Origin of the sequence: Neorhizobium sp. NCHU2750 (assembly GCF_003597675.1) — a bacterium.
In the GTDB taxonomy this organism is placed as follows: Bacteria; Pseudomonadota; Alphaproteobacteria; order Rhizobiales; family Rhizobiaceae; genus Neorhizobium.
Genome location: NZ_CP030827.1, coordinates 662,484 through 683,388, shown reverse-complemented (window position 1 = coordinate 683,388; position 20,905 = coordinate 662,484). Strand labels below are relative to the sequence as shown.

The 20,905-nt window shown below is 59.3% G+C and carries 24 protein-coding genes and 1 pseudogene; 8 read left to right on the top strand and 17 right to left on the bottom strand.

Annotated elements, in window-relative coordinates; all coding sequences use genetic code 11:
• Positions 1 to 3 precede the first annotated feature (3 nt).
• From cysW to NCHU2750_RS03320, 7 genes are all read right to left on the bottom strand, one after another.
• Positions 4 to 864, bottom strand: coding sequence for a sulfate ABC transporter permease subunit CysW (cysW, locus tag NCHU2750_RS03350; RefSeq protein WP_119939167.1), 861 nt, complete (start codon positions 862 to 864; stop codon positions 4 to 6).
• A 161-nt stretch (positions 865 to 1,025) separates the two neighbouring features.
• Positions 1,026 to 1,883 carry a sulfate ABC transporter permease subunit CysT gene (gene cysT / locus NCHU2750_RS03345; protein WP_119939166.1) on the bottom strand — a complete coding sequence of 286 codons (858 nt, stop codon included), beginning with the start codon at positions 1,881 to 1,883 and terminating at the stop codon, positions 1,026 to 1,028.
• Between the two features lie 13 nt (positions 1,884 to 1,896).
• Positions 1,897 to 2,931: a sulfate ABC transporter substrate-binding protein gene (locus NCHU2750_RS03340; RefSeq protein WP_119939165.1), complete on the bottom strand. Its 1,035-nt coding sequence runs from the start codon at positions 2,929 to 2,931 to the stop codon at positions 1,897 to 1,899.
• A gap of 215 nt (positions 2,932 to 3,146) precedes the next feature.
• Positions 3,147 to 3,650, bottom strand: a complete 504-nt coding sequence (locus NCHU2750_RS03335; RefSeq protein ID WP_119939164.1) for a GNAT family N-acetyltransferase — start codon at positions 3,648 to 3,650, stop codon at positions 3,147 to 3,149.
• A 55-nt stretch (positions 3,651 to 3,705) separates the two neighbouring features.
• Positions 3,706 to 4,008, bottom strand: coding sequence for a type II toxin-antitoxin system RelE/ParE family toxin (locus NCHU2750_RS03330; RefSeq protein ID WP_119939163.1), 303 nt, complete (start codon positions 4,006 to 4,008; stop codon positions 3,706 to 3,708).
• On the bottom strand, positions 3,998 to 4,243 hold the full coding sequence (locus NCHU2750_RS03325; protein WP_119939162.1) for a type II toxin-antitoxin system ParD family antitoxin: 246 nt from the start codon (positions 4,241 to 4,243) through the stop codon (positions 3,998 to 4,000). The genes NCHU2750_RS03330 and NCHU2750_RS03325 overlap by 11 nt, the downstream gene beginning before the upstream one ends.
• A gap of 54 nt (positions 4,244 to 4,297) precedes the next feature.
• A complete protein-coding gene (locus tag NCHU2750_RS03320; protein ID WP_119939161.1) occupies positions 4,298 to 4,762 on the bottom strand; it encodes an RrF2 family transcriptional regulator in 465 nt (154 codons plus the stop codon).
• A gap of 362 nt (positions 4,763 to 5,124) precedes the next feature.
• Here NCHU2750_RS03320 and NCHU2750_RS03315 point away from each other — a divergent pair, with 362 nt between their 5' ends.
• From NCHU2750_RS03315 to cysN, 3 genes are all read left to right on the top strand, one after another.
• Complete coding sequence (locus tag NCHU2750_RS03315; RefSeq protein WP_119939160.1) at positions 5,125 to 5,931, top strand: phosphoadenylyl-sulfate reductase; 807 nt, start codon at positions 5,125 to 5,127, stop codon at positions 5,929 to 5,931.
• 223 nt (positions 5,932 to 6,154) lie between these two features.
• On the top strand, positions 6,155 to 7,108 hold the full coding sequence (gene cysD / locus NCHU2750_RS03310; protein ID WP_119939159.1) for a sulfate adenylyltransferase subunit CysD: 954 nt from the start codon (positions 6,155 to 6,157) through the stop codon (positions 7,106 to 7,108).
• A 1-nt stretch (position 7,109) separates the two neighbouring features.
• A complete protein-coding gene (gene cysN / locus NCHU2750_RS03305; RefSeq protein ID WP_119939158.1) occupies positions 7,110 to 8,630 on the top strand; it encodes a sulfate adenylyltransferase subunit CysN in 1,521 nt (506 codons plus the stop codon).
• A gap of 56 nt (positions 8,631 to 8,686) precedes the next feature.
• Here cysN and NCHU2750_RS03300 read toward each other — a convergent pair whose 3' ends face one another.
• Positions 8,687 to 11,374 carry a hypothetical protein gene (locus NCHU2750_RS03300; protein ID WP_119939157.1) on the bottom strand — a complete coding sequence of 896 codons (2,688 nt, stop codon included), beginning with the start codon at positions 11,372 to 11,374 and terminating at the stop codon, positions 8,687 to 8,689.
• Between the two features lie 416 nt (positions 11,375 to 11,790).
• Here NCHU2750_RS03300 and NCHU2750_RS03295 point away from each other — a divergent pair, with 416 nt between their 5' ends.
• Both NCHU2750_RS03295 and NCHU2750_RS03290 read left to right on the top strand, forming a co-directional pair.
• Positions 11,791 to 12,225: a hypothetical protein gene (locus NCHU2750_RS03295; RefSeq protein WP_119939156.1), complete on the top strand. Its 435-nt coding sequence runs from the start codon at positions 11,791 to 11,793 to the stop codon at positions 12,223 to 12,225.
• Between the two features lie 45 nt (positions 12,226 to 12,270).
• Positions 12,271 to 12,669, top strand: a complete 399-nt coding sequence (locus NCHU2750_RS03290) for a tyrosine-type recombinase/integrase (RefSeq protein WP_245480323.1) — start codon at positions 12,271 to 12,273, stop codon at positions 12,667 to 12,669.
• Here NCHU2750_RS03290 and NCHU2750_RS03285 read toward each other — a convergent pair.
• Positions 12,666 to 13,013, bottom strand: coding sequence for a hypothetical protein (locus NCHU2750_RS03285; protein WP_119939154.1), 348 nt, complete (start codon positions 13,011 to 13,013; stop codon positions 12,666 to 12,668). The two genes, NCHU2750_RS03290 and NCHU2750_RS03285, sit on opposite strands and share 4 nt — an antisense overlap.
• Positions 12,994 to 13,449, bottom strand: coding sequence for a hypothetical protein (locus tag NCHU2750_RS03280; protein ID WP_162939472.1), 456 nt, complete (start codon positions 13,447 to 13,449; stop codon positions 12,994 to 12,996). The genes NCHU2750_RS03285 and NCHU2750_RS03280 overlap by 20 nt, the downstream gene beginning before the upstream one ends.
• A gap of 27 nt (positions 13,450 to 13,476) precedes the next feature.
• Between NCHU2750_RS03280 and NCHU2750_RS03275 the strand changes: the two genes are divergently transcribed.
• Both NCHU2750_RS03275 and NCHU2750_RS30325 read left to right on the top strand, forming a co-directional pair.
• Complete coding sequence (locus tag NCHU2750_RS03275; RefSeq protein ID WP_162939471.1) at positions 13,477 to 13,800, top strand: hypothetical protein; 324 nt, start codon at positions 13,477 to 13,479, stop codon at positions 13,798 to 13,800.
• A gap of 278 nt (positions 13,801 to 14,078) precedes the next feature.
• Positions 14,079 to 14,279 carry a ribbon-helix-helix domain-containing protein gene (locus NCHU2750_RS30325; RefSeq protein ID WP_162939423.1) on the top strand — a complete coding sequence of 67 codons (201 nt, stop codon included), beginning with the start codon at positions 14,079 to 14,081 and terminating at the stop codon, positions 14,277 to 14,279.
• A gap of 31 nt (positions 14,280 to 14,310) precedes the next feature.
• Here the strand turns inward: NCHU2750_RS30325 and NCHU2750_RS03270 are convergent, their stop codons facing one another.
• From NCHU2750_RS03270 to NCHU2750_RS03250, 5 genes are read right to left on the bottom strand one after another with little or no spacing between them, the layout of a single operon-like run.
• Positions 14,311 to 15,561: an SGNH/GDSL hydrolase family protein gene (locus NCHU2750_RS03270; protein ID WP_119939151.1), complete on the bottom strand. Its 1,251-nt coding sequence runs from the start codon at positions 15,559 to 15,561 to the stop codon at positions 14,311 to 14,313.
• Positions 15,562 to 15,585: 24 nt separating this feature from the next.
• Positions 15,586 to 15,804 carry a hypothetical protein gene (locus tag NCHU2750_RS03265; RefSeq protein ID WP_162939470.1) on the bottom strand — a complete coding sequence of 73 codons (219 nt, stop codon included), beginning with the start codon at positions 15,802 to 15,804 and terminating at the stop codon, positions 15,586 to 15,588.
• Between the two features lie 25 nt (positions 15,805 to 15,829).
• Positions 15,830 to 16,234, bottom strand: a complete 405-nt coding sequence (locus NCHU2750_RS03260) for a hypothetical protein (RefSeq protein WP_119939149.1) — start codon at positions 16,232 to 16,234, stop codon at positions 15,830 to 15,832.
• Positions 16,234 to 16,827, bottom strand: coding sequence for a lysozyme (locus tag NCHU2750_RS03255; protein ID WP_119939148.1), 594 nt, complete (start codon positions 16,825 to 16,827; stop codon positions 16,234 to 16,236). The genes NCHU2750_RS03260 and NCHU2750_RS03255 overlap by 1 nt, the downstream gene beginning before the upstream one ends.
• Positions 16,796 to 17,134, bottom strand: a complete 339-nt coding sequence (locus NCHU2750_RS03250; protein ID WP_245480322.1) for a DUF7940 domain-containing protein — start codon at positions 17,132 to 17,134, stop codon at positions 16,796 to 16,798. Before NCHU2750_RS03250 ends, NCHU2750_RS03255 begins: the two co-directional genes overlap by 32 nt.
• A 536-nt stretch (positions 17,135 to 17,670) precedes the next feature.
• Here NCHU2750_RS03250 and NCHU2750_RS31260 point away from each other — a divergent pair.
• Positions 17,671 to 17,886, top strand: a pseudogene (locus NCHU2750_RS31260) (DapH/DapD/GlmU-related protein); the annotation flags it as partial.
• 94 nt (positions 17,887 to 17,980) lie between these two features.
• Here NCHU2750_RS31260 and NCHU2750_RS03240 read toward each other — a convergent pair.
• Both NCHU2750_RS03240 and NCHU2750_RS03235 read right to left on the bottom strand, forming a co-directional pair.
• Positions 17,981 to 20,113 (bottom strand): tail fiber domain-containing protein, encoded by a 2,133-nt coding sequence (locus tag NCHU2750_RS03240; protein ID WP_119939146.1) that lies wholly within the window; start codon positions 20,111 to 20,113, stop codon positions 17,981 to 17,983.
• A 5-nt stretch (positions 20,114 to 20,118) separates the two neighbouring features.
• Positions 20,119 to 20,895: a hypothetical protein gene (locus NCHU2750_RS03235; protein ID WP_162939468.1), complete on the bottom strand. Its 777-nt coding sequence runs from the start codon at positions 20,893 to 20,895 to the stop codon at positions 20,119 to 20,121.
• Positions 20,896 to 20,905: the final 10 nt, after the last annotated feature.

The following is a 20,905-nucleotide window of genomic DNA, read 5'->3' as shown; positions in this document are numbered from 1 at the left end:
CCTTTAATGTCTGCCGCCGGCGGCGCCGGCACCGAACCGAAGTTCGAGAAGGGTTTTCAATGCGAGCGTGACAAGGGCAAGCAGCGCCAGAAGCGATGCCACGGCAAAGGCCGCGACCATGTTATACTCATTATAGAGGATCTCGACATGCAGCGGCATGGTGTTCGTCACGCCCCGGATGCGGCCGGAGACGACCGAGACGGCGCCGAACTCGCCCATTGCGCGGGCGTTGCAGAGCAGCACGCCATAAAGCAGGCCCCATTTGATATTGGGCAGCGTCACATACCAGAAGGTCTGCCAGCCGGACGCGCCGAGCGACAGCGCCGCCTCCTCGTCGCCGGTGCCCTGATCCTGCATCAGCGGGATGAGTTCGCGGGCGACGAAGGGAAAGGTGACGAAGACGGTGGCAAGCACGATACCCGGCACGGCAAACAGGATCTCGATGCCCCAGCTTTTCAGGAGTGGCCCGAGAACGCTGCCGGTGCCGAAGAGCAGCACATAGACGAGGCCGGAAATGACCGGCGAAATGGAGAATGGCAGGTCGATCAGGGTGATCAGGAAGGCCTTGCCCTTGAACTCGAACTTGGCGATCGCCCAGGAGGCGGCAAGGCCGAAGATCAGGTTGAGCGGCACGGCAATCGCCGCCACCGTCAACGTCAGCTGGATGGCCGCCCAGGCGTCCGGCTCGGTGAGCGATTCCTCATAAGTGACAAACCCCTTGCGGAATGCCTCGAAGAAGACCGAGACGAGCGGCAGGAAGAGGAAGAAGGCAAGGAAGACGAGCGAGACCGCGAGGAGGACCAGCTTGGTGGCGAAGCTCTCGTCGGCGGGGTTGCGGAATTTTCGATGGGATGTTTCAGACACGGAAAAAGTCCCCCTCTGGCCTGCCGGCCATCTCCCCCACAAGGGGGGAGAGGACAAGCGGCGAACTCCTGCCCAATCCGGGCACAGACAGTGCGGCAGGGTTAAGCCCTCCCCCTTGTGGGGAGGGTTGGGAGGGGTCTTTTGCGAAATTTACGAAGGTGTCACGCATTGCCATACCTCTTGCGGCTCCAGGCCTGGATGAGGTTGATGACGAGCAGCATGGCAAAGGAGATCAGCAGCATGATGGTGGCAATCGCGGTGGCGCCGGCATAGTTGAATTCTTCCAGCCGGATGACGATCAGGAGCGGCGCGATTTCCGAGACATAGGGAATGTTGCCGGCGATGAAGATGACCGAGCCGTATTCGCCGACGCCGCGGGCGAAGGCGAGCGCGAAGCCGGTGAGGATCGCGGGGGTGAGCCCCGGCAGCAGCACCTGGAATATCGTCTGGAAACGGTCGGCACCGAGCGTCGCCGCCGCTTCCTCCACCTCGCGGTCGATCTCTTCCATGATCGGCTGCACGGTGCGCACGACGAAGGGAAGGCCGATGAAGATCAGCGCGATGACGATGCCGAGCGGGGTGAAGGCGATGCGGAAGGGCATGAACAGCGAGCCGATCCAGCCATTCGGCGCATAAAGCGAGGCAAAGGCAATGCCGGCCACTGCCGTCGGCAGGGCAAACGGCAGGTCGACCATGGCATCGATCAGCCGGCGGCCGGGAAAGCGGTAGCGGGTGAGGATCCAGGCGAGCACGGTGCCGAAGACGACATTGACGAGAGCGGCGATGAAGGCGGAGCCGAAGGAAACATAAAGCGCCCGCAGCGTGCGCTGATCGGTGAGGATGGCGAAGAAGCCCGACCAGCCGAGTTCGGCCGTGCGCCAGAGAAGACCGGCAATCGGGATGAGGATGATCAGCGACAGGTAGGCGAGCGAAAAGCCGAGCGTCAACCCGAAACCCGGGATGATGCTCGGCTGTTTTACCCGCCACCGCGCCGGAATGGCGGCAGTGGTTGAGGTCATAAACGGTCCCGACTTACTTACCAGGCTTATAGATCTGGTCGAAAATGCCGCCATCGCCAAAGTGTTCCGGCTGCACCTTCTTCCAGCCGCCGAAGATCGGATCGTCGATGGTGACGAGCTTGATCGGCGGCAGTGCTTTCAACAGTTCCGGCTTTACCACATCGGGCTTCGACGGACGATAGAAGTGGGCGGCTGCGATATTCTGCCCTTCGTCGGAATAGAGATAGTTGAGATAGGCTTCCGCCACCTTGCGGGTGCCCTTGGCGTCGACATTGGCGTCGACCACGGCGACCGGCGGCTCGGCGAGGATGGAAATCGACGGCACGACGATGTCGAAGGAATCCTTGCCGAATTCATCAAGCGCCAGATAGGCCTCGTTTTCCCAAGCGAGCAACACGTCGCCGATCTGGCGCTGGGCGAAGGTGACGGTTGCGCCGCGGGCGCCGGTATCGAGAACCGGGGCACGCTTGTAGAGTTCGCCGACATAGGCCTTTATCTTGTCCTGATCGCCCTTGTATTCCTGATTGGCCCAGGCCCAGGCGGCAAGATAGTTCCAGCGGGCACCGCCGGATGTCTTCGGGTTCGGTGTGACGATCGACACATCGCCCTTCACCAGATCGCCCCAGTCATGGATGTTCTTCGGATTGCCCTTGCGGACGAGAAAGACGATCGTCGACGTATAGGGAGAGGCGTGGTTGGGCAGGCGATCCTTCCAGCCGGCCTTGATCTTGCCGGTCTTCTCGATCGCGTTGATATCGCTTTCCAGCGCCAGCGTCACGACATCGGCCTCGAGCCCGTCGATGACGGAACGGGCCTGCGCGCCGGAGCCGCCATGCGACTGGCGGATCGTCACGTCCTCTCCGGTTTCGGCCTTCCAGTGCTTGGCGAAGGCGGCGTTGAAATCCTTGTAGAGCTCGCGCGTCGGGTCATAGGACACGTTCAAGAGTTGGGTCGCGGCAAAGGCCGGCGCGATGCTTCCTGCGGCGAGCGTCACGCCGATCGCCAGCGCCGCCAGCCTTCTGCCAATCCCGTCGGTAAAGTTCAGCATGGGGTTCCCTCCTGTGGTCCCGTGTTCTGTGGCTAAACTCTATCGGTCAGGTCGTCTTAGTCAATTGACGGCAAAAAGAAGGCAAAACTGTTTCCCTTTGACGGGTTTGGCGGGCAAAGAATGGGTTCTGCGGGGGCAAGTCGGCAGAACGGCTGCTTCGGGAAAACCCCGATCGGCAAAAACGCAATCCGGCTTGTGTTCGCCCTTTTCGGCCGTCAAGCGGGCCGGCTCATGAAGATTTCCGTCGGGCGCAGGATATCGGGCACCGGCCGGAACGGAGCGCAGAGACCGAAGCCGAAGGCCCGATACGTGGCAATGGCATCGGACATATAGAGCGATGTCTGAAGCAGGGTGCGCGGCTTGCCTCTCGCGTTCAGCACCGCGAGCAGATCCTGCATCAGCCGGCCGCCTATGCCCTTTCGGCGAAAGGCAGGATCGACATAGAATTTATGGATCTCGTCAGCGGTCTCGTCGAACGGCTCGAAAGCGATGCAGCCGGCAGGCGCTCCATCCCATCTGGCCAGCAGCATGGCCGAATGCGGACCGGAAAAACGGTCCGCGAGGCTTGCCGGCGTCTGGCTATGAAACAGGCCGGTGACGATCTCCGGCGCGATGCCATTGGCCTGATGGGTTGCCGCATCCCAATCGCCGAGCGCGCCGCACAGCACACCAGCGGCGTTGAAATCCTCCGGAGAGTTCGCAACGGATACGGAAAGCATGCCACGCTCCTGGATTGCGATAATATGATATCACATCCAATACTAGCAGTGCAGCTCAGAGGTGGCGACTGACTTCCATTCGCCGATGCAGGATGCGGATGATCTCGATTCCATAGGAACGCGGCCGATAGAAAACGAAGTGTGAACCGACGGGATATTTGCGATATCCGGTCCGCACATCGACTTCGCGCCCCTTTACCTGACCGCTGACGAGTTGCGCAAATACCCGGAGCAAATCGGCGTGGTATTTGCCGGCTTGCTCCCACGACCATTTTTCGACCGTGAACGACCAGATATCCTCCAGATCGCGTTGTGCGATTGGGGAAATTCGAAACTCTTGTTCGCCGTCAGCGCCCATGCTTTTCGCGCATGCGCTTCATAAATTCTTCGTTGTCGAACGGCTGAGGCTCTCCGGACTCTTCGCCGGCGATCAGCGCGTCCTGTAATGCCTTTATCCTTGCCTCATGCTCCTCAAGCAACCGCAGGCCTGCTCGAACCACGTCGCTTGCCGAGCCATAGCGTCCGCTTTCGACCTGACGGTCGACAAATACGGTGAAATGGTCTCCGAGAGAAACGGATGTATTGCGCGCCATGGGATACCTCGTAGGGTGCAATGTACCAAAATCTGGTACCGGCCCCAAGCCCCCTCAGGCCGTCAGCAGTTCGCGCACCTGGGCGGGCTTTTGCGTGCCCTCGCCTGCTCCTTCGATCGCGTCGGCGATCGTGGTGTTGAACAGGACGTCGCGGGTGGCGTCGGCGACGCGGGCGAAGACGTGGCGGATCTCGCAGAGATGTTCGCCATCGCAATCGTCGCATTTGCGATAGGCGGTCTGGGAGAGGCAGGGAAGCGGAGCGATCGGGCCGTCGACGAGACGCAGGACTTCACCGAAGGAAATCGCGTCTGCGGGCTTCAGAAGAAGATACCCGCCCTGCTTGCCGCGCCGGCTCACGACGATGCCGGAGCGCTTCAGGTCAAGCAGGATCTGTTCCAGAAATTTCTTCGGGATAGATTGCTGGACCGCGATCTCCGAAATCAGCATCGGTTCGTCCGGGTCGGCCTGCGCCAGGGCGGCCAGTGCCCGCAACGCATATTTCGCTTTCTGGGATATCATCACGCAACCATCAACGACAACGCCGCCGCGAGGCCGATTTCGTCCTCACGCCGCCGCTCAACACCTTGCATTCCCTGCGCTCACGAATAGCCTGAAAGCGACATTCGCGGTCGCATGCGTACAAGCACGGATACTGCATTGCACACCTGACCCTGAAGTAGCGCAAATGACGAGAAATTACAAACCTATGCGGGCATATGGGGACTGAAAAACAGTCACTTTTGGTTAAGGCGGCGAGTTTTCTGTGTGAGCGGCTCTTTCTAGAGATATTTGCTCTCAGGCTGGAGCGGAAGAAACGGCTTTTCCTGTCATCGCGCGGGTGAACTGGCAATAATCCAGTACTTGCTGATGAAAGAAGAACAATGACACCGCATGATGTGATTGAGCTGAGCGCATATGGTGAAGGCAACACGATCCGTTCCGCGATCCTGGCTGCCGAACTGGACAGGAAGCTTGCCAACCTCGACCTTGCCGAGCGCCTGTCCTTGGCCTCGGATGTAGGCCATGCCGTCTTCACCACCTCGCTCGGTATCGAGGATCAGGTGATTACTGCGGCGATCGGCACCCACCGTCTGCCGATCGAGGTCTCCACACTCCAGACCGGCCGCCTGTTCAAGGAAACCGTCGAGCTGATTTCCGAGACCGAGGACCGTTACGACATGACGATCCGCCGGTTTTATCCGGATGAGGACGATATCGATGCCTATGCCGCGAAATATGGCCTCAACGGTTTTTATGACAGCGTCGAAGCCCGTCATGCCTGCTGTCATGTGCGCAAGCTGATCCCGCTCGCCAAGGCGCTTTCGGGTGCTCAGGTATGGGTGACCGGCTTGCGCCGCGGCCAGTCCGGCAACCGTGCTTCCACCCCGTTTGCCGAATATGATGCCGAGCGCGATCTCATCAAGGTCAACCCGCTGGCCGACTGGGATATCGAGACGATCAGGGCGCATGTGGCGGCCGAGGCGATCCCGGTCAATCCGCTGCATGCCCGAGGCTATCCCTCGATCGGCTGCGAACCCTGTACCCGCGCCATCAAGCCCGGCGAACCCGAACGGGCCGGCCGATGGTGGTGGGAACAAGACGAGAAGCGCGAATGCGGCCTGCATGTGCCCGACAGCCATGCTTCTGAAAGCGCCGATCAATCCACGCCCATCAACGGCCGAATGTGACGGCCCCTCACCCAGAGCGCAGCTCGCTGCGCTCCACCTCTCCCCGCATGCGGGGAGAGGGGACGTGGCCCGCTTTACCGCGGCGAGGCACGGAAAGGGCGCCGCTTGCGTCCTTCGCCCCGTTTATGGGGAGAAGGTGCCGGCAGGCGGATGAGGGGCAGTCCCACAGTCGAAAACCACGCCACCAGTTTTGTGTTTGTCTAAAGACCTACCGGAGACCGAAATGTCCCTGTCTGTACAGGAAACGGAATTCAAGAACCCACCCGTTTCCCGCCCGCCACTCGATCCGCATCTCAAGGCTCTCGAAAACGAAGCGATCCATATCTTCCGCGAGGTTGCGGCGGAATTCGATAACCCGGTCATGCTCTATTCGATCGGCAAGGATTCCTCCGTCCTCTTACATCTCGCGCGCAAGGCGTTTTTCCCGGGCCGCGTCCCCTTCCCGCTTCTGCATGTCGACACGACCTGGAAGTTCAAGGAGATGATCGAGTTCCGCGACCAGATCGCCGAGAAATACGATCTCGACCTCGTGGTCCATACCAACAAGCGCGGTCGCGAAGAGAACATCACGCCCTTCACCCACGGCTCGGCCTTCTATACCGACGTGATGAAGACGGAAGCGTTGAAGCAGGCTCTCGATGCCGGCGGCTATGATGCGGCCTTCGGTGGCGCGCGGCGCGACGAGGAAGCCTCGCGTGCCAAGGAGCGCATCTATTCCTTCCGCACGCCGGACCACAAATGGGATCCGCGCAACCAGCGGCCGGAATTGTGGAACATCTATAACGGCATGATCAAGAAGGGCGAAAGCGTTCGCGCCTTCCCCCTGTCAAACTGGACCGAGGTGGATATCTGGCGCTACATCCAGGCGGAAGACATTCCGCTGGTGCCGCTCTATTACGCCGCCGAGCGGCCTTACGTGGAGCGCGACGGGATGATGATCCTTGCCGAGGACCCGCGCCTGGAACTGAAGCCCGGCGAGGAAATCCAGCACGGCATGATCCGCTTCCGCACGCTCGGCTGCTTCCCGCTGACCGGCGCGATCCGCTCGACGGCATCGAACCTCGAAGAAGTCATTGCCGAACTCGAGATTGCCACCGTTTCCGAACGCCAGGGCCGCGCGATCGACCGCGACCAGTCCGGCTCGATGGAAAAGAAGAAGCGCGAAGGATATTTTTGAGATGAGCGCATCCGCACCAGCACCCGCCGCGACACAGGCCGCTTCGGCCAATGTCATCCCCTTCGCCGAAACCGCGGCCCGCGTCTCGTCGCGCGATACGCGTCCGTTGCGCCTGATCACCTGCGGCTCCGTCGATGACGGCAAGTCGACGCTGATCGGCCGGCTTCTGTGGGACACCAAGGCGGTCAAGGAAGACCAGGCGGCAACGCTTGCCCGCGACAGCGGACAACAGAACGATCTCGGCCTGCCGGATTTCGCCCTGCTGCTCGATGGTCTGCAGGCCGAGCGCGAACAGGGCATCACGATCGATGTCGCCTATCGCTATTTCTCCACCGACCGGCGTTCGTTCATCGTCGCCGATACGCCCGGCCATGAGCAATATACCCGCAATATGGTGACCGGCGCCTCGACCGCCGATCTCGCCATCCTTTTGGCGGATGCGCGCGCCGGGCTTCTGGAGCAGACCCGCCGTCACGCGACGATCGCGGCTTTGATGGGCATTCGCCAGTTCGTGCTCGCCGTCAACAAGATCGACCTGATCAACTATGACAAGGCGGTGTTCGAGAAGATCGCCAACGAATTCCGCGAGTTTGCGCTGGCCCTTGGCGTCAAGCAGATCACGGCGATCCCGATGTCGGCCCTGAAGGGCGAGAACGTCGTGCTTTCCGGCGCAGAGGCAATGCCCTGGTATGAAGGCCCGACGCTGATCGAGGCGCTGGAGCTTGCCACCAGCCGCTCCACCCAGGCCGGCGGTTTCCGCCTGCCGGTGCAACGCGTCGTGCGTCCGGGCGAAAGCTTTCGCGGCTATCAGGGCACCGTCTCGGGTGGGTCGATCAAGCCGGGCGATTCCGTTGCCATCCTGCCGTCCGGCACGGTTGCCAATGTGAAGCAGATCGTCACCTTCGATCTGGTGCGCAATGCAGCCGTCGCCGGTGACGCGATCACGCTGGTGCTCGACCGTCAGGTGGATGTGGCGCGCGGCGACATGATCGTCTCCATCGATGGCCAGCCGATGACCGGCGCATCCTTCGACGCACAGCTCGTCTCGCTGCAGCCGGGCGGCATCGAGCCTGGCAAGCGCTACTGGCTGAAAAGCGGTGCGCGGCGCCAGCGGGTGACCATCGAGCCGGTCTCGCAGCTTGAACTTGCCACCGGCCAGTGGAAGCCGCATGCCTCTGCGCTTGCCATGAACGCCATCGGCAAGGTGCATCTTTCCTTCGAGGAACAGGCAGTCTTCGACGCCTATGACCAGAACCGCTCGACCGGTGCCTTCATCCTGATCGATCCGGATACGCTGAACACGGTGGCCGGCGGCATGGTGACCGCCAAGCGCGGTGGCCTGGGCGGTATCCATCGCAGCAAGGATGGCGAGCAGCGCGTCGTGCTGTCGCTGCCGGCCGATCTCGCCGAACAGCTGATGGCGAGCGAACTCTTCGCCAACCGGCGCGACGAGACGGAAATCCGCCGGATGACGGCCGCGGAAGCCGCCGAATTCTTCTCGGGCGCCGGCAGCGATATCTGACGCCCGTCCAATCGTAGCACCTCACAGGCTTCCGCCAGCGGGAGCCTGTGAGGATCTCATTCGAGATTGCCCACTGTGACGTGCAGGGCCTGCCGCATCCTGGCAACACCGCTCCAGCGGGTATTTTCGCTGTCTGACGTTTCCGGCAGAGGCGGCTCGTCACTGGGCACGGAGAGCGCACGGCGCACGGCGTGGAAGCCGAGGGCGCGGTAGGCCTCCATCTGCTCTTCGGAGAAGAACTGATCGCTGGTAGCCTCATGCGGGAAGGCCGGGAAGCGCCGCTCATAATCCAGCACATAATCCGATTCATCGCCGGTCACGATGGCCTTGATATAGAGGAGCGTTCCCCGCTTGCCGTCGCCATAGTCGATATAGCCGGTGGCGAAATGGCAGTCGTGCAGAGCCGTCTGGCTCGCCGGCACACGCTGCCCCTTGGCCGACTGGCGCGCGGCGGCGGCATCGCGCAGGTGCTGCCAGTCGAGAACGATCCGGTAGCCGAGATCGATGCGGGCGAAACGCTGGACGTCGACCAGCGCGCCGAAATTCATCGCCGGATCAGCTTCGGCATCGATGATGATGATATGCTCGCATTTGCGCTTCAGCAGCTGGTAGAGGCCGATATTGTCGATATGGCCGCCATCGGTGACGTAGACCTTGGAACTGTCCGACCGCAAAAGGCCGAATGATTCCGCGATCAGATAGGCATTGAAAAAATCGTGCCAGGGCAGATTGGGCGGCAGTTCGGCGGTGGGGGTTTCGGCATAACGCGGATTGCCAAGCCAATATCCCAACCTGAGGTTCAAGAGTGCCAGCGTCGGGCTGAGAAGGCCGAGCTTGATCCGGCCCATGGCGGACGAGACGGCCGCGCCGGAAATGGCAACGGCACTGGCAAGGTTGAGCTCCTTGTCCCTTTCCCACATCAGCTTCGCATCCGTATAGCCGGTCGTGTCGCTGCCGACGAAAAAACGGGAGAACAGGAAGAATTCCGCATTGCGGCCGCGCATGGCGGGATCGGCCGTGCGGGTGGAAAGACCCGCCTGCCCGGCACTCCTCTTCACCTCATCGAGCGTATCCTGCGACAGGCGCGCATTCAGCGTGCCATTGATCAGCAGATAGGGTGCCGCATCGTTCAGCTCGTGCAGCAGGAGCGGCTGGCCCTTGCCCTTGCCGCCGAGGCGAAAAGCGACATTCAGGCGATCGCGGTAGAGCCGATGCAGCGAATTGGCGTTGTTGGCGAAATTCATCGTCAGCAGCACCACCAGCACGGATGCGAGCACATAGTTGATGGCGACCTGATAGGCGACGGCACGGACATGGGCGTCGCCACCCGGCCCAAATCCGCGTGTGGCCACGGTCGACAGCAGGAGAAATATGATCAGGGCAAGACACGCGCAGAGAATGCGAGGCGTGCAGTTGTCAGGTTCGCGCAACCTCTTGCCCAGCAGACGAAGGGTATCGCGGCCCCTGACGGTAAATCCGAAGACGACCACTTCCCAGACGAGCATAACGAGAATGGCCGCGAGCAGCACATAGGCGGCCCAGGCCGAGGATACGAAGGCCGGAGAATCCGGTGGGAGGCAGGCTTCGATGGCGATGCGCGCATGCAGGCAGAACGTCGCCCACTGGATGCCCCAGAGCGATATCTGAAGATAGGCGCCATAGATCAGCAAAGGCACGATCAGGGCGGCGATGAACAACAGGACGTGAGACAGAACCGCTCTCAGCTTCATCTTGAACTGCGGACTGTCGAAACCCTTTTCGATCCAGCCGGCAAGGCGCTTCTGCTGGCTGGCCGTGGCCGCGACAATGCCAGCCAGCAGGACGTAAAAGGCCCGGTAGGAGGTCTGGCCCCCCTCCGTCTTTTCGTAGGTCGTTGCCAGCCAGGTCAGGATCGGCCCCTGCAATTCCAGCATGGCGACACCGAGGAACAGCACGATCATAAACCGTGCGACTGTCATGCCGGTTGAAGACAACTCGCCCCTGCCGCGGTTCTCGGGCCTCATTCCCTGCCGCTCAGGCAATGATTTCCACAGGCCCCAGCCGATCAGGTAGGCAAGAAGCGCCAGACCCAAAGCCTTTGTTGCCAAGAGCGGCTCGGTCTTCAGGCCGGAGAACTGTGGCAATGGCACTATATTGGACAGGTAGTAGGCCGCGACATCATAAAAGGCGCTTCTGCCGAGGTGGTCGACGGTCGGATTGTTGAGGACGTTGACGGTCGCAAGCGGGACAATGAGAAACAGGATCAGGAACAGATTGACCGCAATGCCGCGAAGAAGGATGGCCGCCGAGACCAGGACGTCCGAAAGCCCGTGGGGGATGAGATAACGGCTGTGATCGCGAATATGGCTGACTGCCTCGCTATCACTCATATCGTTTCCGTGGTCGCTTCCCTCACCGCTGCCCGTCTTCGGGCCGTTTCCTGCCGCATAGGGAAAGCCGTGAGATTTGACATCGCCGCGGGTCATCGCCGCGACCATGCCCGCACCGATATAGCCGCCGCCGGACACTGTGGAGAGATAGTCCGCCCTCCTGATCAGCCCGAATGCGTCGAGCGCCTGAAGCGCGCCCAGGCAAAAGACCGCGGATCGGTTGCCGCCGCCCGACAGGGCTATCCCCAAAAGATCCTCTGGGCGCCCATCCTTGCCTGATGTCTCAAGACCGGCGCTCTTCAATCGCCTTCGCCTGGCAAGGATCGCGCGGTATTCCTGCTTTCGGACCTCGGAGAAGCGGATGCCGACACTCATGGCCGCCCCTCCCCGATCACTTCACCGCCGATGCAATGCGATAACGGTGCATTGCCGCTCATCCTGCCAGTGCGCATGGTTCATCCCCCGCCGGTCCCGGCGAGATGATAAAGCAACCTCAGATTACATAAACAGGAAAACACATCACGATACAGAATCACGCCGCGAGCCGTGCGAGGCGCATCTGATATTGATCATGAAAACATGAAGGGGATTTTTCGGGAAAGTGTTCAAACTGGTCGGAGTGGAGTGATTCGAACACTCGACCCCCACGTCCCGAACGGCGATGGCTTCGCGAAAACCCACCTTTGCCGGGACAGGCAACACCATTTGATCACAGTCTGTTCCGGGCTTTTTCATCGAAGCGGTCCGCAAACGGTCCGCTTCCGGGTTTGTTCTGAGTACCGGAGCCAACAATGAACATGACGTTCAGGCCGAACATTCCGGCCACATCGATCCAGCCATTTCCAGCAGCAAAGACATTCGCCGACGCAGCTGACAGCTATATGCTGCACGGCGGCGACAAGAAGTATCTGCCGAAGATCCTGCCCCTGATCGGCACGAAGATGCTGACCGAGATTTTTCCTTTCGACATCCGCGAGCTTGCGAAAGAGCTATATCCGACGCAGACCAACGCGACGCGAAACCGTTGCGTCATCACGCCGGTCCGAGCCGCCTGCAACCATGCCTACGATCGAGGATGGGGACCAGTCGTCCGGATCAGGAATTTTAAGGAGGAAAGGCCGAAGAGGAAGAAGGCGGCATCGCAGGCTTGGCTGCATGCTTTCGTTCGGCAGTGCGCGGAAGATGGCCTGCCGCATGTTGCGGCGCTGGTCATGTTCATGAGCTAGACAGGCGCGCGCGTTTCCGAGGCAATCGGCCTCAGGTGGAAGGATGTGGATCTCGTCGGAAGGACTGCGTTGCTGGTCAAGACCAAGACAGAAAGAAATTCGACGCGGTATTTGACGGACCAGCTCGTCGCACGGCTCTATCAGCTATCGGAGATCGCCGAGCCAGACGCCAGGGTATTCCGCTACAAGTGCCGGCACTCGGTCAACGAGCGCATTCAGGCCGTCTGCAAGCGCGCGGGACTGACCTATAAGCCATCGCATACATGCGGCCGGCACGCCTTCGCCAACAACACGCTGGCGATGGGCATGGACATCAAATCCATCATGGATGCCGGAGGCTGGCGTAGCGCAGCTGTCTTCCTCGGCACATACGCCAACCCCAGAAACGCCGGAAGGGTTGTTGCCGATCGCCACAACCTCTACCTGTTCGAGAACGAACTCTAGCGCTTCCGCGCCATCTCAAGAACGAGAGCACCGATTGAACGGGTAAGCCCTTCCATCTCGCTGGCAAGCGTTTCCAGACGCCGACACAGCATATGGACATGATCATCCTTTTGCTCCCGATCCACCTTCAGCTCTGCGGCAAGCTCCTTAACGGCAGCCGTCGCATTATTGAGGGCGGTCGGGTCTACGATGACAGCGGCGACTTCGGCCGTCGTCGCGCTTTTCTGGGGCGATGAATTGGCGCCGGCGGAGATCCCGGCGTAACGAACAACGAAAATGATTGCGACGGTGACGCCGAATGCGATCAGAGCAAGCGGCGGTAGCTCAGACAGTTGTTGTGCCATTGTGTGCTTCCCCTTGATCACGAGCAGCGCGATTGATGTTCACCAGCTCTCCAATCGCGAAGAACGGGTAGATGGCAATCCATGTGCTGACGACGTCAGAGGATGCGAAGCCATAAGTTATGCCTGTCCAGATGAGACATCCAACAGCGGCCGAAAATTGCCGGATCTGGGGCGTCACCTGCTTTCGGGCGCCATTGATGACAAGCCCAATAATCCGAATGCAGCCGACAATAAGCATAGTCCAGCCCAACGCGTCTTCAGACGGCACCAGGTCGCGAAACGACATGAAGGCGGGTTGGTTGAACGTTTGCGATGGCAGCAGAAGCACGCCACCGAAGACGATCATATGAATGGAATAGAACCACTCCATCATGCGAGGGCCGAAGCGATGCTGGAGCCTTATCCAGACGCCGGTCCCTCGATAGCCATCGCTCATTTCGATTTCCTTGACTGGGGAGTGGATATGGGTTTCCGTCCGCTGATGACGGACGCGTGGCAGAGAAAATATGAATGGCGGGTTACGTGGCCCGGAGAAGGCCATGAGGACTGGAGCGGCTATGACGGCTCGATCTATATCGGCCGGGTCATGCGAGACCTGACGACACACACCCACAAGAATGAATTCATGTGGTCAGGCGGCGCTCATGGGAAGGACGGCTTCAAGCACCGTATCATCATGCCACATCGAGGATGGGAGCAAGAACACTGGCAGGCAGCCAAGGCAGTCGAAGATTGGTATGATCGGATGCGCGAGGCGAACGGTTTGTCGCCTCGCGTTTGGTTCTAGGGCGACGGGGGATAAGAAAACCCGCCAGGGTGCGCATCATTGAGAGGCGTGGCGGGTGTTGTTTCCGGTACCCGATCGGGCGAATTGTTGCCGGGTCCGAAGTCTGGGCCACCCGGCATGCCCTTGTTCCGCTTCGGTCGGCACGAGATCTAGGCGATAGATCAATCTCGAAAAGTCCTATCATTCATCCCGAAGGATGAAAGCTCGCCGTCCTCACATTGCCGATATAAGAGATATCGGTTACTCCGTCAATAAGCGATATCGCTTTGGAGGCCAAATTGACGAACTTTCCGATATCGGATACGCCAGCAAGAATGGGGCGACCACCACTGAACGTAACACCGGTTCTAGTCCGGCTCCCGGCTGACGTGCCGGATCGTATCGATGCGATCGTCGGCAAGCAGAAGCGTGCCGAGTTCATCCGCGAGGCTGTTCTTGAAGCCCTTCGGCAGCGAGAAGAAACGCCGCCGAAGGAATAACCGATATCGCTTTTGATGTTAGGGCGGTGGGTTAATAGCTCAAAGCCGTAAGCTTATTCACGACCGCTGTTGCAGCAGCGTTCATCAGGGCGGTCGAACCGTGGATGTTGTCCGTACCATCGGTTTTGAAGTACATCGCGTCTGTCGGGTTGCCGTTACCGTCGAGAGTTGCAAAATCTCGCCAATCGAGAACCTTGCTGCCAAACTCAGCTACCATGGCGTCACGAATTGCGACTTCCTGCGAGACATCGGTCTGCCCCCGATCGACAAATGGCGGGAGGATGATGAATTTGCCGTATCCCGCCATGCCAGCCTTGATCTTGGCGATGTAATCGGAGACTGAAACAATCCCGTTCTGATCGCCATCCCAGATGATCTGCGTAAAGTTCTTGGCACGCGGAGAGCGCGTTTGCCGTGCCATGATTTGCTCGATGGTGTTGCCGCCCTTGCCATAATTCAGAACGGTTCGACCGGACGTAGACTGCAAAATTGACGGGAAGACAGGACCGCCATTTACGCCACCTTCAACGAAGCTGTCACCGTTGGCCATCAGAGCGTTATCTGCCGCTGTCCAAGATAGCGTTTCAAGAGTCGATAGTTTGGAGGGCCAAATATCGTAGCGCGTGCAAACCGTGTCATAGTTCGATAGGCGGACGATGTTATTGAGCCCCGTTGGGATCGATGCAGAGAGATCGGAGGTACCAGCACCGGCAACTGAAACTATAAGGTCATTCAGCGCCCAACCAAATGCTGTTCTGATCGCAGTGCTATCGGCAGACTGAGCCGCATTACCGACAGATATGCCGGAGGTGCCGGCCTGTTCGACACCACCGAAACCTACGTTGAGGGCTATATTCGGAGACACCTGACGCCTATTGGCGATCCGGTTGGATGTCGTTCCATCTGAGAGCGTCCAGATCACCTGCACAGCAGAGTGATTGGCGGGGGTCGTATACCAAGCGACCAACGTCATCGACTGGTATCCGTTGGCGAGTACTGCCGCCAGTTCGGCAGCTTCGAACTCCGCCTTGCTGGTGTAGGTGATACCGTTGACCCAATACTGCCCGAGCGTCGGATTAGCCGAAACCAACGGTCTCGATCCATCGTCGGCGACAGAGACCCACGATGGGTATATCACCCCACCGCCCTGTATTTCGGAGGCATCCCAAGCGATACCATTCTCGCTTTCGAAAAGGACGCCATGCTCACCCTCTGCGGGCGGCGATGTAGAAACGCGGTACGCAAGCCCGCGCCTCGTAATGAGGTAGACTTTCTTGGCCATGCGATCCTCTTTTGCTGGAGACGATTATTTCTGGACGCCACCCGCCGCATTGGCCTTGGCATCGGCGTAGAACTGGCTGCACCAGGCGTTCTTCTTGTTCTCGTTATCGCGGACGATCTCCCACCGATCCTGAATGAACCGGAACTTTTCGCCGTCCTTCGGCACTACCACCGGCATGTCGGCGCTGCACTGCGCCGGCCAGTCGGGTAGATTGGTAGGCGCTTCGGCTATGGCCTTCGTCACCACTGCCGTGCTGTAGGCCTGCTGATCAGTGGCGCATCCGCCAATCACTATCAGCAGGAGACCAGCGGCCGCCGTCGTCAGGGTGTTCGGCTTCGTCTTTGGCTGCTGCAGCATCGTGCTTTTCCATTGCTGTCTGGAGATCGGATTGGGCCTGGCTGGCCTGCTGCTGAGCAGAGCGCGCCATGGAGGCGTTGAACGCGGCTTCCCGCTGAGCTTTGAGAAGGAGGCCGTTTGCCGTGTCGAGATCGGCTTGCTTGACCATGTCGGCCGTCGCGGCCTTCTCAGCCCTCGCCACCCGGCCATCAATCACCTGACCGATGATCGGCAGGCTCAGGCCCTCGTAGAAGAACAGGAGGAAGACAGCAGCGATGATGATGCCGGCGATAACCGCCAGTGGGATCTTGATGATGTCGGAGAGGTTTTTGAACATCAGCCGCTCACCCCGGTTGCGCAAAGCTCGCCTTCCCCGATCCGAGTAGCGTCCCCGTTCTCCCGGCGCCGGACGATGCCGATGATGACCTTGCCGCCAGCCTTGTTGAACGCCGTGGCAGCGTTGCAGCTGGCAAGGTACTGCCCGGCCCGACCGAGCTTTGCCGCCGTCGAATTACAGGCAGCACCGGTTCCGATGTTCCAGGAAAGGGAAAGCATCATCGCCCGCCATGCGATCGGCCGACCTTCCCATCCGTTGATGCACTGAGTGAGCGGCGCCCGGTAGTCCCGCTCCATCTTCACAGCCAGGCGCCTGTTGCAGCCCTGTGGCGTCTCGATAGTGCCAGCCTTCACGTTCGTCGTGTCGCCGTCGCAGATCGTCCAGACGGGCGGCTTTGCGATCGTATCGAGGTAAGCCTTCAGCGATCGCCCTTCCCACGGCTGGACGAGCGCCGCGCTGGCAAGGGCAACATCATCATGGACAGGCTTCTCACCGCCGAAGAGAGCCACCATCCCTCCAACGGAGACGGCCGCAATCCCGGCAATGGCAGCGGCGGCGCGCTTAGACTTTTGGTTGAGGGGCTGTGTCGGCATTCGGTTCGTCCTTGGGTGGATTGGAAACAGAGCGTTGGGCGACGAGGCGCGCGACGGTGCTGGCCATGGCGGTGAAGCCCGACATGGCGGCGAAGAGGCCGCGAGGAATGACGATCCATTGATCGAGGATGGGGAGAGCGATTTCCAAGCCGGCGAAGAAGCCGGCGAGAAGATTGAGCCGGATCGACCACGCTTTCTTGAAGACGCGGCCGAAGTGTTCCACCGGCTCAAGGCCGAACACATCCAGCGAGGAGACAAAGCTCCGCTTCACCGCTGCCTTCACAGGCGCGGGCTTCTCCCGGTTCATGGGCTCCTCCGAAATTAATTAGGAAAAGTTGTACTTGCGCCACCCGCATGAACTCGTCTAGCGTGCCAGCACAACCTGGGGGCTAGTTGTGTGAGATGCATTTAAAAGACGAAGGTAAGGTTTTCAAAGTCGTAGTTGACGACGAAGTTTTGCAATTTCTTGATCGCATACGTGTCTACGATGACGAGCAAAAGAAGCCAGGGGCTAAGCGCCGCTGGAAGGTCGGCGACAGACTAACGATCCACAAGAAAACTGTTGTAGAGCCATACGTCACGTTCCGTGAAGTTGGTTTTTCGATCCTTAATTTTGGCGCGTTTTCTTACAGCGCCTCCGGTCTTCCACTTGACATCAAGGTTGGAAGGTATTGTTCGATTGCCAGAAACGTCGAAGTTTTTGGGTGGGGTCACCCAGCCGAGGCGGTAACAACCAGTTTAATGGTATGCAACGCCGAAACTCGATGGGTTCGACAGGCATATAAAGATTTCGGCATTGGCGAGTTTGTCTCGGTGCGTAATAAACAGAAGCTAATGCCGACAATAGGAAACGACGTCTGGATTGGCGCCGACGTACGTATAGCGCGTGGGATAACTATCGGCGACGGCGCCATCATTGCCACAGGTGCCGTTGTTACGAAGGATGTCGCACCTTATTCTGTTGTAGGCGGCGTACCCGCTAGATTCATCAGGCACAGGTTCTCACCTAACATATTCGAGAACCTTCTCGACCTTAAGTGGTGGAGTTTTAGCTTCAAGGATCTCGCCGGAATGGATTTTGATGAGCCTGACCGCTTCGCTGATCAACTGAGAGAGCGCGCTCCGGATCTCAGGCCGTGGAACCCGAAGCGGATCAATCTATGGGAGGCGTTTGGCTCCCTTGCTGAACCGCAGCCACCTGCGCCTGAAGTTCCACAATCATCGCCTGCTGTTCCTGCATGCCCTTGAGCAGTGCCGGAATAAGCTCCTCATAACGCATGGTCAGAACGTCTTTGCCGCCATTGACTGAGTGATCTTGCAGGCCAGCGAAATCAACGCTCATATCCGTCATCACAGCCTTGACCTCCTGCGCGATCAGGCCATGGTGGAAGCGTTCGCGCTTCTTCGAGCCGTCCCTTGTAGGGTTCTTGAACCATTCCGACCAAGTTGCGTCATAAGCATCCTTCTCGGTCTGCCAAGCGGCAAGTTCCTCGTTGTAGGACGCCATCGCCGCCTCGTAGGCGGATTGAAGTTCCTTGTAAGCGGCAAGGTCTTCCGAGTACGTTGCGCTGCGAGCGGCCCACTCTTGATAGGCTTCGCTCGTTTTGTCGGTGGGCTCAGCACCCGGGGATTCAAGACCCTCAGGACGGTCAATATCCGGCAGAGAAGGCGGATCGCGGAACGGCTCGATATAGTCTTCGCGCATGTCCCATCGGTAATCGACCGGGCGAAGCTTCATCAGGAAGTCAAGCCCCAGCACCGTGTCGCGGATATCTGCCTTATCGCGCTCGTCGGATCTAACCTGCACGGCTGCCTGAGCGTATACCGTGGTGGCCGTGTCGCCCAACTGCAACTGGTTGGTGCCCGATACGCGAGAGCCCTGACCGATGCAGGAAACGTTGTCGCCATAACTCGTGTTATTGGTGCCATCGACATTGACCGAGCCGGCGAAACGCCCGACAGCAACCCCATTGCTACCTGTCTGGAGATTGTTGAATGCACTATACCCAACTGCGACGACGCCCTGACCGTTGAGATAGGCCGACAAGGCGCCCCGGCCCACTACTGTAGCTTGTGTAACCGTGCTGCCTGCGGTTTGACCAATGACCTGGTTAAGGGTGCAGTTACCGCTACCCGCTGCTGCTGCCTCAGCAGCGAACGTCAGTGTCGTTGTGGACGGAACAGAAACAACGACAGCCGGAACATCCGTGTCTGCCGTTTTGTCATAGCAGGGGCCGGATGCGTAAGTCAGAAGAATTGTATCGCCGACCGCCGCCCCATGCGCCGAAGGCGTTGTAAGGGTTACCGTGGAACCAGACACAACATATGTCGACGAAAGAACGGTAGAACTCTTGATTACATTGCCTGTGATGCCATTCGCGGACTCGCCGTTGATAAGGGCTCCCGACCCAATTACCGTATTAAGTCCGCCATTCTTGAGCGCGCTCCCGGCACGGGCACCCATGAGGGTGTTCTCATTCGCCCCAAGCTGGCTCTTACCTGCCCGATAGCCCACCGCAGTATTCTGATAGCCGGTAATAGGCGCGTAATTCTGGATTTCGCCAGAGAGACCAGTGGGGCCGTAGCCGCCCAATGCGTCCGTTCCAAGCGCAGTGTTCTGGTAGCCGGTGGAGACGCCACCACCTGAGTTCCGGCCATAAGAGACGTTTTGATAGCCAGTCGTCATGAAAACCGAGGACAGGGCGCCGACCGCCGTGTTTCGGTTCCCTGGCTCCGAGCTAAGACTGGTGCTCGACGCCATAAGATCACGCATAACGCGATGGCCGATCGCCACAATCTGATACGGGATGATTGCCGCGTATTTCAGCGCGTCATGACCTATCACCACCCCGCCGTTTGCGTCGGTCGCAGCAGGCGCTGCATTCATTCCCAAAACAACGAGTGCCTGACTTCCGACGCTGGACTGCGGCATAGCTGCCAGCGCACCCTGCCCGATTGCAACTCGCGTGCCCCACTGACGCAGTCCGCCTGCCGTAGCCGCGAATGAGAGGCTCGTGGTGAAATCCTGAAGCTGTGTAGCAGTGATAGGCTCGTAGCCAGAAAGGTCAGACTTCTGCCGCAAAAGGGTGGACGCGACAGGGTCTGGCAGGTCATCACTGATGCTGAACTGCTTGCCGCCGGCCGTAGACCCGTCATGAAGGGCCAAAATTCCACGGGTTGGATCAACTGTCACCTCACGCGAAGGACCAATATAAACATCGAAAGCCGTAGCGTCAGCGATGTCGGAGGCGCCAAGCCCTGCCAACTGTCTGGGTACACGTGTCATCTTTATTATTCCTCGTTCCAGTCGTAACCGGGAGTTTCCGGGTCGCTATCAAAGTTGAAGTCGTAGACAGCAGCGCCGACCATCTCCGCGTAAGTCTGGGCTTGGGTGGCGGATGCGGCGGCTGCGGTTGCGCTAGCGGCTGCTTGGTCGCGGATATCTTCGGCGGCATCGATCAATTCGGCTTTGGCCTGATCGATTAGGAGCGATACGTCCTGATCGCTGATCAGTCTGAAGGTGCTGTCGGATGAGTGAATTCGGCCCCAAACTTCCATGCCTGCCGATAGACCGGACACATCTGAGCCACGGTTGCTCTTGATGGTGAGAATGGAGCCGCTGTTTATGGAAACAGTTACAGGGGAAGACGTGGTGCTTCTGGCAAGGCTGAATGCGATAATCGCACCATCAGATACCGGCACATCTGTAGTGATCAAGATAGCATTAGCCGTTCCAGATCCTACGTCCGACCCAATGATGAACGAAAAAGGAAGGTTCGATACCCGGAGCCAAGAACCAGTACCAGAGGCGCCAACCTTCATGTAGATGCCACTAGTGGTGCCATCAATAACCCACGCCATTGTGTTGGCGTCATGGGCGAGGTCGGCGTTCAACGTCGTAAGGCTGGTATAAATCAGACCGCCATTCGACGTGAAAGCACCGATAATGGATTCAACCCAGGCACCCCACTTGCGGATCTCCGACTTTTTCGGCTTTTTCTTCCCGGAAGACGGAATGCCGCTGGAGACATAATCGTCCCACACTTCGGCTGCGGTTATATCGACCATGCCATTCCCC